Origin of the sequence: Gracilibacillus oryzae (assembly GCF_009498735.1) — a bacterium.
GTDB lineage: Bacteria > Bacillota > Bacilli > Bacillales > Amphibacillaceae > Gracilibacillus > Gracilibacillus oryzae.
The window spans coordinates 218,418-231,011 of sequence record NZ_ML762427.1 but is presented as its reverse complement, the minus strand read 5'-3'; the positions used below and the strand labels follow the sequence as shown (position 1 = coordinate 231,011).

Below are 12,594 nucleotides of genomic sequence, written 5' to 3'. Positions count from 1 at the left end.
GTATTACAGACGGTTAGCGCTGTGATAAAACTAATATGTGCTGTTGAACTCTTTCCTTAACGGGTCAACAGATTGGAAAGGGTGACGGTCTGTGTCAACACAGCGTTATTTGTATTTTTCTTCTGGAATCGTTTCGATATGCGGAATCGTATATCAGGTTCTTTACGGTGCTGCCGGCAGCTATTTGTTTGGTGATAGTGTGTTATTTTATTGCATAACTATCGGTTTGTTTTTGATGGCAATGGGGATTGGAGCGGCTCTCAGTGAACGAATTAAAGATTTCCTGGTAGCACGGTTTATTCAGGCAGAGTATATGATTGCCTTAATTGGCGGGCTCTCTATTTTTGGGTTATTTTTTATAATAGCATATTTTGACGCTGGTATAGCTCAGTTGTATTTATATATTGTCATCAGTCTTACTGGCTTTTTTACTGGGTTAGAGTTGCCGATTTTAATTAGAAGAGTAGAGGATATTAGAGAAGACATCAGTAAAAGTACAGCAAGGGTTTTGTTTTTTGATTATGCAGGAAGTCTGATAGGATCGATCGGGTTTGCTTTATTGCTCCGGCCAATGCTCGGCCTGATAAAAACAGCATTTTTTATTGCGATAATTAATGCTGTGGTTGCACTTGTTGTTTCTATCAAGTTTCAACGCGAAATACACCGTCCTCTATTACATAAAATAATTGGTGGAGCTCTTATTATCTTTTTGACAGCAGGCTTTTTATTCGGTGAAGGATATGCTAATTCATTTGAACAGAGACTTTATTCTGATCCCATCATTTATTCAGAGGAAACAGAATATCAAAAAATTATTATGACGAAAGAACCGGAGGATGTCCGTTTATTTTTAAACGGGCAGCTCCAGTTTGCAGAAAGTGATGAATTCAGATACCATGAAGCATTAATTCATGTTCCGATGTCACTTGCGGAAGACAAACAAAGAGTTTTAATTCTAGGTGCGGGTGATGGACTGGCTGTTCGCGAGCTGCTTAAGTATGATGAAGTTGAACAAATTACAGTCGTGGATCTTGATCCTATGATGACAGAGCTTGCCAGAACGCATCCAGATTTACTTAGACTCAATGAAAATTCCATGAGCAGTGACAAGGTGAAAATCATACATGAGGATGCTTTTAATTATTTAATGGACACAAAGGAATTTTACAATGTAATTATTGGTGATTTGCCCGATCCTAATAATGAAGCATTAAATAAACTTTACACAAAGGAATTTTATTCGCTTATTAGAAACCACCTGATGCCAGGTGGTATGGCTTCTATCCAGTCTACTAGTCCGCTCTTTGCAACAAAAGCGTTCTGGACAATAAACAATACTGTAAAAGCAACAGGTTTACATGCAGAAAGTTATCATTTGGACGTACCAAGCTTTGGTAACTGGGGCTTTGTCCTTGCTTCAAGAGAGCCAATCGATGCGCAAAATATTGATGTTCAAGTGGAGACCCAGTATTTAACAAATGAAATAGCAGAGACACTCTTTTCTTTTGGGAAGGATATAGATAAAGATATAGTGGAGGATGGCGAAACATTCGAACTGCCTGTTAACAGCTTAAATCGTCCTGTGTTGTTGCCGCTTTATGAGAATGCCTGGAAGTATTATTAATCTAATTCTATAAAAAGAAAGCTGGTAAAGTGATGAAAGATTTATATGAAGAATATAAAGCATTACTTTTTACTGTCGCTTACAGAATGCTAGGTTCGATTAAGGATGCGGAAGATATAGTTCATGATGTTTTTATCCAATTAGAGTCTGTAAATCTAACAGAAATTGAAAACCTGAAATCCTACCTGATAAAAATGGTAACAAATAAAAGTCTGAATTTGCTTCAATCCGCTCGTAAACAAAGGGAAGTTTATCCAGGAGAGTGGCTTCCTGAGCCAATTGTCAGTCTTGATGCTAATGAGCCGCTGGATAAACTCCTGAAAGAAGAATCTGTGTCTTATGCTTTCGTTGTTCTCTTACAGCAGCTGACAGACTTAGAGAGAGGTATATATTTATTGCGGGAAGTGCTTTCCTATGACTATCAGAATATTGCAGAAATGCTTGATCGATCGGAAGAGAGCTGCCGCAAAGTATACAGTAGAGCGAAGCAAAAGCTTGAGAAGAAAAAACAATTCAATAAGAAAAATATGGGTAAAGCTAATGAGTTAGCTGAACTGTTTTTACACTCAATCGAGATAGGCAATTTTGATTCTTTTATTAATCAACTGACAGAAGATGTTGTGCTTATAACTGACGGTGGCGGTAAAGCCCGGGCAGCTATTTATCCTATTTTTTCCAAGCAGCGTGTGTCTGCATTTTTACAGGGAGTGTATAAACGCGGGACATTTGAAGGTGAACTTCGTATCGTAAATGTTAATGGAGAAATAGGCATTCTACAAAGCAATCAAGGTTCACCTGTTAAATTAATCATATTTGACCATAATGATCGAGAGATACAAAATATTTATGTTGTAATAAATCCGGATAAATTAAAGGAAATAGGTCACAAATTCTCCTTCTGAATTGTCTTATTAGTGAAAGACAATTTGAGGAGGAATGAAGATGGAACCAAGAATACATTATATGGAAGTTGCCCCGGAATTAGTAAAACAATTAATGCAATTAGAAATGTACAAGAAACAAACTGGCTTTGATGAGAAACTGATTGAATTAATAAAAATTCGGGCATCGCAGATTAATAAGTGTGCTTTTTGTATTAATATGCATACAAAGGATGCAAGAAAACTTGGAGAAACAGAGCAGAGGATTTACTGTTTGTCTGCATGGAGGGAAACTAATTTTTATACAGATCAAGAAAGAGCTGTACTGGAGTTGACAGAAGCTGTTACCAAAATTTCAGACAATGGAGTACCTGACAATGTATATCAAACAGTACGTCAGCATTTTGATGAGAAGCAATATATGGATTTGGTGGCATTGATTATCACGATTAATTGCTGGAACCGGTTAGCCATTTCGAATAATAATGTACCAGAATAGTAAGTGGTACCAGAAGAATGAGGGATACTCTAATGCCCTTATTCTTTTTTTTGTTTGTACACCATTCCAATTAAAACAGAGTATTTTACAAGTTATATAAAAGAATATTATGATGAAAGAAAAGAGGTGATATGGTGAAAACAGAACAGCAATATTTTGAAAAAGGTAAGTCAATCCAGGCATATATGGATGAAATGAGTAAATTAAAACAGGAAAGTATGAAGGTGTATAATGAATTCGAACTGCCTCAAGATGATTTTATCTCATCATTAAAACAACAATCATTACGTTTTTTAGTGATCACTGAAGATTGGTGTGGTGATGCGATGATGATCAATCCAGTTATCCGTAAAATTTCAGAAGCAGCTGATATGGAGACAAGAGTTACATTACGAGATGCAGATACTGATTTAATTGATCGTCACCTTACAAATGGCGGCCGTGCGATTCCGATTGTTCTGATTTTAAGCGGTGAGGGTGAATTAATTGGTAAATGGGGACCAAGAGCACCTGAAGTACAGCAGATTGTCAATGATCTTCGTGCAATGATTACAGCATTGCAGGAGAGGTATGTCAATGAACCTCAGCTGTGGACATATGTTTATGAGAGTTTTAAAAATACGTTAAAAGATATATTATAAGGAAAAAAAGCAGGCTGCCATTTACATGCGGCCTGTTTTATCGTTCAATGTTGTAATCTTTTAAAATAGCTATATATTTTCTTCAATTTTTGCTGCTGGTTTCCATTTGGAAGTTCCATGCTCCCAAACTCAAAGAATTTTACCTTCTTTATCCCGGCGAAATTCAATACGGCCTTTTTCATCAGCATTTTATGAGCATTGTTCAGCAAAAACAATGGGTAATAGGCCGGCCCTTTCATTGTGGATATGCAAACAGCAGTTTTTCCTTCTAATAATCCTTCAGCTAAATATTTCCCTTTCGCTCGATAGGCAAAGTTAGCGGCGAATACTTGATCAAAGTAACCAAGCAGCATTGCGGGAGGTCTTCCCCACCAAATCGGATAGATAAAGACAATCTTGTCAGCCCAGATTATTTGCTGGCGATAGTTTTCATAGTCGGGATCCGTATGCATATCCCGCCTTCTTTTTCTTTCATTAAAAACAAGAACAGGATTAAAATCTTCCTGATAAAGATCTACTACTTTCCATTCCTGAATATTATTGTTTTGTTCACAGGCAGAAATAATCTCTTGTAAAAAAGCATCACACAAGCTCTTATGGTTTGGATGTGTGTACACAATTAATACATTCATCGATTCACCTCCAAATAGTTATCATTTGATAATAATATACAATGCAATCATTTAGTTGTCAAATGATAATTGTTATTTGTTAACTGTTTTGTTATCTTGATTATGAGGTGATAGCATTGGAACAAAGGTCATTATTTGATAAATTTCTTATTTTTACAACAAGTGTACATAGCGGTACGCATGAAATGACACAAGATTGTAAACCTGACAGCATAACACCGATACAATATAGTATCCTCGAAATTATAGCAGTGAGCGATCCGATGACATTAAGTGAGATCAGTGACTGTCTTCGTATTTCTTTGCCAAATGCCAGTCGGGAAGTGAGAAAGTTAAGTGAAAGGAATTTAATCGTAAAAAAGGATGATCTGCATGATAAAAGAAAGCAGTACATTCAATTATCAGAGGACGGGGCGAAATTGATGAAGGATACATTTCAATGTATCGAGCGGAAATTCCAATGGAGAATAGAAGATATGTCTCAAGAAGAACTGGAGAAGTTAGAAGAAGCGATGAACATATTACAAGATCGCGTGTTTTATAATAAATAAAAGTAACCAGACCTTTTTTGAATGTAGAGGTCTGGTTATTAGTTTATGCAAACGAGAAGGATAGAAATTACCTAATAGCATTGCCTGAATGCCTCTTCATAACATGAAAAAAGGACTCTAAGTTAGCAGAAATCCACTTATCCTTATGATGGGCGGTATAAATCGCAAGAGGTTTTTCAATAACATGTTCAATAGTCATTGTTTCCTTTGTGTCTGTTTCTTTTTTTATCGTAAAGTATGGCAGCATAGTTTCCCCTAATCCATGAGTGATACATTTTTTTATTGCTTCAATTCCAGGTAATTCAATCTTTTTATATTTTGTATCTTTCTGGTTTTTGATGTAATTGTCGATGAGAGGACGCCAGCTGCATGAATATTCTGTAACAAGCATTGTCTTCGGTATCTGCCTTGTCCTGTCTGTTGAATGTACCAGGCATAAATCTTCTTCCTTAATTTTTTGGATAGTTAGTTCTTTGGAATGCCAGTGATTTCTTTCGACCAGAATGGCCACATCAATTTCCCCATGCTTTAATTGCTCCTCAAGTCTTGCGTAATTAATCGACTTTATTATTAATTCAATTTTAGGAAACATCTCCATAAAATCATTAATCATTTCAGGAATCCAATAAACTAATACAGATTCACTAACTCCTATCGTCAATTCTCCTGAAGGTTCATCAGATTCTTGAATAACTTCTTTTGATTTCTTGTACAAATTAATGATCTCAATGGCATAGGGATAGAATAACCTTCCAGAATTAGTTAGTGTGACTTTTTTGCCTAATCGATCAAATAAAGGATATGCCAGCTCTTTTTCTAACTCTTTTATATGTGAGGTAATGGTAGATTGTGCATAGCCTAAGTGTTCTGCTGCCTTGTTAAACCCTCCTAAATCAACGATCGTTTTAAAGGTAATTAAATGCCGAAGCTCCATTATTCGTTCACACCTTTTATCGATTTTAATGAACTAAATCATCTATTATTTCAATTTTACTGAACTCCCTATCTACTATACACTTTAATTATGGTGACTTCATTCAGGGGAGTGGTTGAAATGAAAGTATTAACAACAGTTGTGCATCCAAGGATCGATTCATTAACATTTAAGGTTGCGGATCAGTTTGTGGAAGGGTTAAAGAGTGCAAGCCATGAAACAGATGTGTTTGATTTATATCGTAGTGGATTTAACCCGATTTTAGGAATGGAGGATGAGCCTGATTGGAATGCCAGCAACCAAGACTTTTCCCAAACTGTACGAAGCGAAATGGAGCGAATGAGCAAGTATGATGGCTTGGCTTTTATTTTCCCATTATGGTGGTGGAGTATGCCAGCCTTAATGAAAGGTTATATTGACCGAGTGTGGAATTATGGCTTTGCATATGGACCAGGAAAACTAAAGCATCAGCATGTATTATGGTTAAGTTTAGCAGGAGCCCCTGTTGAACGATTTGAAAAGAGGCAATATGATCAGATGATACGTCACTATTTTAATGTTGGGTTAGCTGATTATTGCGGGATCGCCAGCTCTCATTTTGAAATGTTGTATGACACGATAAAAGTAGAGCCTGGATACATGGAAGAATGGTCAGCCAAAGCATATTCTTTAGGGGCTAACTATGGGAAGTAAAAAAACTTGGCGAAAATCCTTCTTCGCCAAGTTTTTTCCTGCTTTTAATATTTATAAGATTGTCCACCATCAATTGGAATAACTGTTGCGTTAATAAAATCTGCTTGATTGGATAGCAGGAATGCAGCGAGGTAACCTACTTCTTCTGGTTTACCAAAACGTTTCATTGGGTTGACGCTGACGAATTCTTTGCCTGCTTCTTCCCAGTTTTCACCGCCAATTTGTTTTAATGAACCTTCTACCATTGGTGTCATGATGGCACCTGGAGCGATTGCTTTAATGCTGACACCAAACTGACCGTACTCAATTCCGGAGTTTCTTGTTAATCCGACAACCCCATGTTTACTCGCTGCATAACCTGATTGGTTACCAACCCCGCGAATACCGCCAACAGATGCGGTGTTCACAATGGAACCAGATCCTTGTTCTTTCATTATTTTTAACACATATTTCATTCCGTAAAATACACCGTTTAAATTGATGTCAACAACACGCTGGAATTCATCAATCCCAAAATCCTCTGTTAAGTTTTGCTTTCCTTCAATTCCTGCATTATTGAAGAATGCGTCAATTTTACCAAACTTATTGTAAGTTGTATCAACATAACCTTTTACTTCTTCTTCTTTTGCTACATTTGCCTCTATTAATTCAATCGTTGCATTTGGAGCTTCCGCAAGAATTTCTTTCTTACTTTCTTCTAACCCTTCCTGGTTAAGGTCAACAAGTACTAATGTTGCGCCTTCTTTAGCAACCTGCAGTGCAGCTGCTTTACCAAGACCTGAAGCACCACCAGTAATAAGGACTACCTTGTCTTGAAATCGTTTCATTTCTATCTGCTCCTTTTCTGCTGAATTTCATATTTAATATGCTAAAATAAATACTATCTATACTTATTTTACCTGAATAAAAAAGTATTTCTCAATCAGCAAAAAAACTTTATTTGTTGATCGAATCGACACTTTTCTATCTTTTGTTGACTTTTAAGGAGGGGATGTTATGACAACAGCAGAGAACCTGTCCAAGCAAAGTATTCGTACAAAGAAACATTTGAAACAGGCATTTATCTCATTAATTCATGAGAAGGGGTATTCTCATGTGACCATTACCGATATCGTGAAAAAAGCCCAATATAATCGAACAACCTTTTATCATTACTATGTCGATAAAATAGAGTTAACAGAAGAATTGCAAAAGGAAATGTATGAAATGATCAAACAAAAAACGATGAATCGTTATATGAAAGGCCAGAGAATTAATATAGAAAAAATGGATGCCTATTCCTTTGAGCTGATTCACTTTATCTATCAAAATAAAGGGTATTTTAATTTGTTCTTAATAAATGATACTATCCCGGGATTGTATCAGGATTTGCCAAACGCTATTTTTGAGGTACTGAAAGATAACTTTGTATTTACAGCCAAAGATGAAAAGACGATTAACTCAGTTGAGCATAAATTATATATGGCACATGGGACCTCAGGGGTCATTATGGATTGGATAAGAAACGGGTATGATCTAAAACCAGAAGAGATTTCGATTAAGCTGATTAACATTTTACATACATTTGCTAGTAATTTAGTGATTGTTAATGCGGGGAAGTGAGAAAATCCATTTATGTTTCTGCTTTGCATGGGATATTGTGAACTACTGGAAGAAGTCGAAACTGTTACTCTAGGAAAAATGAGGTATTTACTATATGATCCGAGTTTTAATAATTGAAGATGATCAACAAGTCCAGACATTCTTATCAAAATTATTTAATGAATTAGAGAATGAGATACAGGTTTCTACTACGGTTAGTGCCGCAGAAGCTTTTCAAATGGCAAAGGAGATACCGTTTGACTTACTTATAGTGGACATTCAATTAGTGGATTATAAAGGGACAGACCTTGTTCAGCAAATAAGGTCAATGGAGGCTTATAAATATACTCCAATCATTTTCGAGACAGCAATTGTGACAGAAGAACTAAGAGCATACAGAGAATTTAAATCTTATCACTATTTAATCAAGCCTTATACAAAGGATGAAGCATTAAAGGTCATAACAGATGTAATCGGTTATATTCAGAATACATGGAAAGAGGATTTATCTTTACGTGTGGAGCAGAAGGAGTTTATTTTTGAGTATAAGTATCATGAGATTTTATTTATCGAGTCTTATGGTAAGAAGCTTGTTATTCATTTGTATATAGACGGAAAGCATCAGCAAGAGAAAATCTCCGGATATTCTTTGAAGCGGATGAAAGAGATGGTTCAAGACGGACCATTTCTGCAATGCCATAAAAGTTATATTGTGAATACAGACTTTATTATTTCGATTGATAAAGCAGATAATGAAGTAACAGTACGTCATCTTAATGGGAAGCTCCCGATTGGTAATAAATATCGTGAGCAAGTTTTAAGGAATGGGTAGGTTATGATACCATTATATATCAATATTTCGCTGGACGTTCTATCTATATTCTGTATCATTTATTTAGTTGGGCGTGACAAGATCAGTTTAAATTTACATTTGCTTAAATGGTTTTTATTTCTATGGCTTTATTGCTATTTCGATAGTCTTCAATGGATCGGTCAAGAGAATTTCATTATTTTTCCAGTGCAATCAAGGGCAGCTATAGCAGGATTGTTCGTTCTAATTTTATTCATTAACAGTTTTATAATGAAAGCTTCTCATATCGAAATTGTCTTTCTAACATTATTTGTTTATGTTATCTGGTTTCTAATCAGGCTGGCTAGTATGACGTGGATAGACTTTGCTGGGTGGAGCGAAACTTTACTGCCTTTATTAACCGTCGGTATATCATTAACAGTCGTCATATTGGAAATGACCACATTTAAGCAATATCTGATTAGTGAGCTTACTTCTTTTGTTAAGATAATCATTGTATGTGTATTTGGACTCTTGTTTTATATTGTATTAACATCCGTTAATCAGCAGCAATTAATTATATCACCAGCTTTAATCACATTTATTGTCATCGTATTATTGGCTGTTTTTTGCTGGATGGTTTATGAACAGAGGCAGTCACAGATAATGAGAAATCGATTGAAGGTAATAGAAGAATATATTCCAATTATAGATGACCTTGTTGCAGAAGTAAGGTCAAGGCAACATGAGTTTTCCAATAAATTATTAGCAATATCCAGTGTCCTGCATTCTTCAGAAAACATGGACCAAGCCAGATTGGAAGTAGAAAAATATATTGAAAATGTGCAATTGACAAAGGGGCAATATGAGTTATTAAATATGGATCACAAAGTAATTGCGGGCTTTTTGTACACTAAAATGAAACGAGCAGAGCAGTCAAACATAGTGATAAAAATAGACCGATCTGTACCGGTCGATTCCTTGCCATGTGAAGATTATGACCTGATAGAAATACTTGGTATATTAGTCGATAATGCAATTGAGGCCTGCTATGGCGGGGAATCCATTGTTATTAAATTTCACAAAAGGAATGCTCGGTATGAATTAACAGTTAGCAATCCTGGTGAATACATTTCAAACGATCAGTTTATGCAATTTTTTAAACTAGGTTACTCAACAAAATCAACCTATTCAAAAGATAGAGGGTATGGACTATATAATGTTCAGCAAATTGCTAAACAATATAATGGAAAAGTTATTGCAAGAAACGAACAAATGAGTGAAATGATGGTCACAATTGGTGTCCAGTTTTAGAGTATAAACAGAGGTTTTAGAGGAATGAAATAATTATATTCCTTTAAAACCTCTGTTTGTTTCTAAGCTGTTGCAGTATATAGATGGACGTAATATAGTTTTTCATAGAACAAAAGTGGAGGGATAAAATGAAGAATTTGATTTTATTAGAATTACATAAACTTAGATTTCCTATCATATTTACTCTGATATTAGGCATGATTGCTTCTGTTGTTCTCTGTAGTACTATCTATAAATCCTACGCATTAGAGCATCAATTAGAGGTGTGGGAAGTAGGCTTTACATTCTTTAATTTCACATTTCCACTTGTTGCCGTATTGCCAACTTGCTGGCTCCTGTATTTTGAGCGGAAAAATGAGTTTGTGAAATATACACTGCCAAGGACTAGTAAAAGAAAATATTTATTCTCTAAATGGATTGTCATTGCAGGCAGCGCCTCTCTGATTATGTTTTGTATATCATTTATAGGTGTAGTTACAGCTTTATACATTATCCCGCCAATAGAGATAATATATGGATGGATATCTCCTGATACTGATGAGCCTGCACCTAGTTTAATTCATTTTCATTTTGCCGCAGAACTGTTCTTAGAGAAACCTCTTCTGTATGGATTACTGTTAAGTATTTGGAAAGGGCTCGTATGTGGAGTAGTTGCGACAATGGGGTTTGGTTTCAGTCTATTCAGCAGAAACTTATTTGTTATCTTGACAGGCCCGTTTATCTATATGTTATTGGATAATTATCTTATGCAAATGCTGGCATTTGATGCTTTAAGGTTATATGTCGCATTTGAGCCTACAAGTGAATTAGTGGAAAATATCAGTATACTTTCTTTCCTGGTTGGTCCAATGCTAGCCTTGTTATAACAGGATTGTATGCTCTGTACAAGAAATTAGTCAAAAAAGAATCAGTTTATACTGTTTAGGAGAAACCAATGATCTCATTAATAAAGCGTGAATGGAAAGGATATCTAGGTTCGCCCTTGATTTTTCTCATCATCATTTTCTTACTATATTCCTATGCAGAACGTCAAGAAACCAATGAAACCTATGAAATCTATCTTTTAAGAGTATTAACATATTACCATCTGCTAATCTTTTGCATGATCCCTGTGTTCTTATTATCAATATACAGAAATTTGTCTGATGATTTATCATATGTATTAATTCGCTTTACCAAGTTTGCTTCCTATTTTTATACCAAATGGCTGGGTATCTTTATGTTTTCTGCATTTTTTGTTGCACTGCAAGTTATCACGGTTTGTCTGGTTGGGATAGGTCTTCCTATAGGAAACTATTTCTCAGAAAGTCTTCCTGCTGCAGACACATTGTTTCAAACATTTAAAAATAGTTTTTCTACACCGCTTGCAACATTGATCTATAGCAGTGTTTATATGGTGGCTGGACTGTCGTTTGTTGGGATAACGATCACTACACTTTATCATTTTTTTGATCGCCGTTTTGTAGTAATACTGATTATGTTCGTATATTTAGTCATGATTGTTGGGCTTAAAATCGAGGCAATAGGCAATCTACCTTTTATAACAATGAACCGCTATATTATTCTTCATCATAATATAATTATGCCAAATGGTGTGCTCTGGTCTATAACAGGGATGATTAGCTTAACTTTTATACAGAGTATAATTATTCAAAAGGCCTGGCATTGGAAGGAAACAGGGAAATGAAGTTGTCGAAGGGTTTGTTTTATTTTTACTCTCGAATAATGTGGACAATGAATAACCTAGTTCCTGCAATCATGATAATACTTGTTTTAACATTTTGGAAAGGAATTGGCCAAGGAGAATCGTTACAGGATGATTTTCTGCGCTTTTTTTACGGACAGGAAATCGGTGAATTTAATCTGCTGACATTACTGGAACAACTTATCTATTATGGAACTCCGCTCTGGCTTCTTGCTGCTTTTTTAAGTCAGTGGTTTTCCAGGAATCATTTCACTATATTGATTAGAAGTGAACAAAAAAGAAAGTGGCTAAGAGCATTGATGTTAACTGGGTTAGGATTTCAAGTCTTTTATGTTGGGGTTACTTTTTTATCGATTACGTTCATCGGAATTCTGACAAATAAGTCTTGGAATGTATCGGCACTACAAATAGGGGAATGTTTAGACAATAACATTGAAATAATCTTTTTCTGCTTAAAGATAGTAGAATTTTCGCTGTTGTATTTATTTCTGTTATTGCTCTATATTTGGACAGAAAATGCAACCATTAGCTTTTTGCTTGTTATGTCTTTACATATGCTGAATATACTTCCACTTGATTTTCTAATCTATAATCCTGCTGGTATGGTAACCTTTAGCAGGTTAGTACTGCTTAATGGGCAAACAGAAATGCCTGCAATATATGTTTTATCCTTATTAGGATCACTTCTTTTGCTCATTGCCAGCTTCATCCGTTTATCTTTAGAACGCATTTTCCGTTAGGAGGTTATA

The 12,594-nt window shown here is 35.5% G+C and carries 15 protein-coding genes; 12 read left to right on the top strand and 3 right to left on the bottom strand.

Translation table 11 applies throughout. From position 1 onward, the window contains the following. The first annotated feature begins 91 nt into the window (after positions 1-91). From F9U64_RS07995 to F9U64_RS07980, 4 genes are all read left to right on the top strand, one after another. Complete coding sequence (locus tag F9U64_RS07995; RefSeq protein ID WP_153402482.1) at positions 92-1,624, top strand: polyamine aminopropyltransferase; 1,533 nt, start codon at positions 92-94, stop codon at positions 1,622-1,624. Between the two features lie 32 nt (positions 1,625-1,656). Next, on the top strand, positions 1,657-2,526 hold the full coding sequence (locus tag F9U64_RS07990) for an RNA polymerase sigma-70 factor (RefSeq protein ID WP_153402481.1): 870 nt from the start codon (positions 1,657-1,659) through the stop codon (positions 2,524-2,526). A 40-nt stretch (positions 2,527-2,566) separates the two neighbouring features. Then, a complete protein-coding gene (locus tag F9U64_RS07985) occupies positions 2,567-3,004 on the top strand; it encodes a carboxymuconolactone decarboxylase family protein (RefSeq protein WP_153402480.1) in 438 nt (145 codons plus the stop codon). A gap of 134 nt (positions 3,005-3,138) precedes the next feature. Next, positions 3,139-3,645 carry a thioredoxin family protein gene (locus F9U64_RS07980; RefSeq protein ID WP_153402479.1) on the top strand — a complete coding sequence of 169 codons (507 nt, stop codon included), beginning with the start codon at positions 3,139-3,141 and terminating at the stop codon, positions 3,643-3,645. A gap of 44 nt (positions 3,646-3,689) precedes the next feature. Here the strand turns inward: F9U64_RS07980 and F9U64_RS07975 are convergent, their stop codons facing one another. Continuing rightward, entirely contained in the window at positions 3,690-4,277 is a 588-nt protein-coding gene (locus tag F9U64_RS07975; RefSeq protein WP_153402478.1) for an NAD(P)H-dependent oxidoreductase, read from the bottom strand. A 107-nt stretch (positions 4,278-4,384) separates the two neighbouring features. Here F9U64_RS07975 and F9U64_RS07970 point away from each other — a divergent pair, with 107 nt between their 5' ends. Then, positions 4,385-4,828 (top strand): MarR family winged helix-turn-helix transcriptional regulator, encoded by a 444-nt coding sequence (locus F9U64_RS07970; protein ID WP_323125831.1) that lies wholly within the window; start codon positions 4,385-4,387, stop codon positions 4,826-4,828. Positions 4,829-4,895: 67 nt separating this feature from the next. Here F9U64_RS07970 and F9U64_RS07965 read toward each other — a convergent pair whose 3' ends face one another. Continuing rightward, positions 4,896-5,762 carry a LysR family transcriptional regulator gene (locus F9U64_RS07965; protein ID WP_153402476.1) on the bottom strand — a complete coding sequence of 289 codons (867 nt, stop codon included), beginning with the start codon at positions 5,760-5,762 and terminating at the stop codon, positions 4,896-4,898. A 120-nt stretch (positions 5,763-5,882) separates the two neighbouring features. Between F9U64_RS07965 and F9U64_RS07960 the strand changes: the two genes are divergently transcribed. Next, the gene (locus tag F9U64_RS07960) at positions 5,883-6,455 is read left to right on the top strand and encodes an NAD(P)H oxidoreductase (RefSeq protein WP_153402475.1); all 573 of its coding nucleotides are present in this window, start codon (positions 5,883-5,885) and stop codon (positions 6,453-6,455) included. A gap of 44 nt (positions 6,456-6,499) precedes the next feature. Here the strand turns inward: F9U64_RS07960 and F9U64_RS07955 are convergent, their stop codons facing one another. Beyond that, positions 6,500-7,282 (bottom strand): SDR family oxidoreductase, encoded by a 783-nt coding sequence (locus tag F9U64_RS07955; RefSeq protein WP_153402474.1) that lies wholly within the window; start codon positions 7,280-7,282, stop codon positions 6,500-6,502. A 169-nt stretch (positions 7,283-7,451) separates the two neighbouring features. Here F9U64_RS07955 and F9U64_RS07950 point away from each other — a divergent pair, with 169 nt between their 5' ends. From F9U64_RS07950 to F9U64_RS07925, 6 genes are all read left to right on the top strand, one after another. Continuing rightward, positions 7,452-8,057, top strand: a complete 606-nt coding sequence (locus F9U64_RS07950; RefSeq protein WP_153402473.1) for a TetR/AcrR family transcriptional regulator — start codon at positions 7,452-7,454, stop codon at positions 8,055-8,057. A gap of 94 nt (positions 8,058-8,151) precedes the next feature. Next, the gene (locus tag F9U64_RS07945; protein ID WP_153402472.1) at positions 8,152-8,868 is read left to right on the top strand and encodes a LytR/AlgR family response regulator transcription factor; all 717 of its coding nucleotides are present in this window, start codon (positions 8,152-8,154) and stop codon (positions 8,866-8,868) included. Between the two features lie 3 nt (positions 8,869-8,871). Next, complete coding sequence (locus F9U64_RS07940) at positions 8,872-10,140, top strand: sensor histidine kinase (protein ID WP_153402471.1); 1,269 nt, start codon at positions 8,872-8,874, stop codon at positions 10,138-10,140. Positions 10,141-10,268: 128 nt separating this feature from the next. Next, positions 10,269-11,006, top strand: coding sequence for a hypothetical protein (locus F9U64_RS07935; protein ID WP_153402470.1), 738 nt, complete (start codon positions 10,269-10,271; stop codon positions 11,004-11,006). 68 nt (positions 11,007-11,074) lie between these two features. After that, entirely contained in the window at positions 11,075-11,827 is a 753-nt protein-coding gene (locus F9U64_RS07930) for a hypothetical protein (RefSeq protein ID WP_153402469.1), read from the top strand. Then, on the top strand, positions 11,824-12,585 hold the full coding sequence (locus F9U64_RS07925) for a hypothetical protein (RefSeq protein WP_153402468.1): 762 nt from the start codon (positions 11,824-11,826) through the stop codon (positions 12,583-12,585). The genes F9U64_RS07930 and F9U64_RS07925 overlap by 4 nt, the downstream gene beginning before the upstream one ends. Positions 12,586-12,594 lie beyond the last annotated feature (9 nt).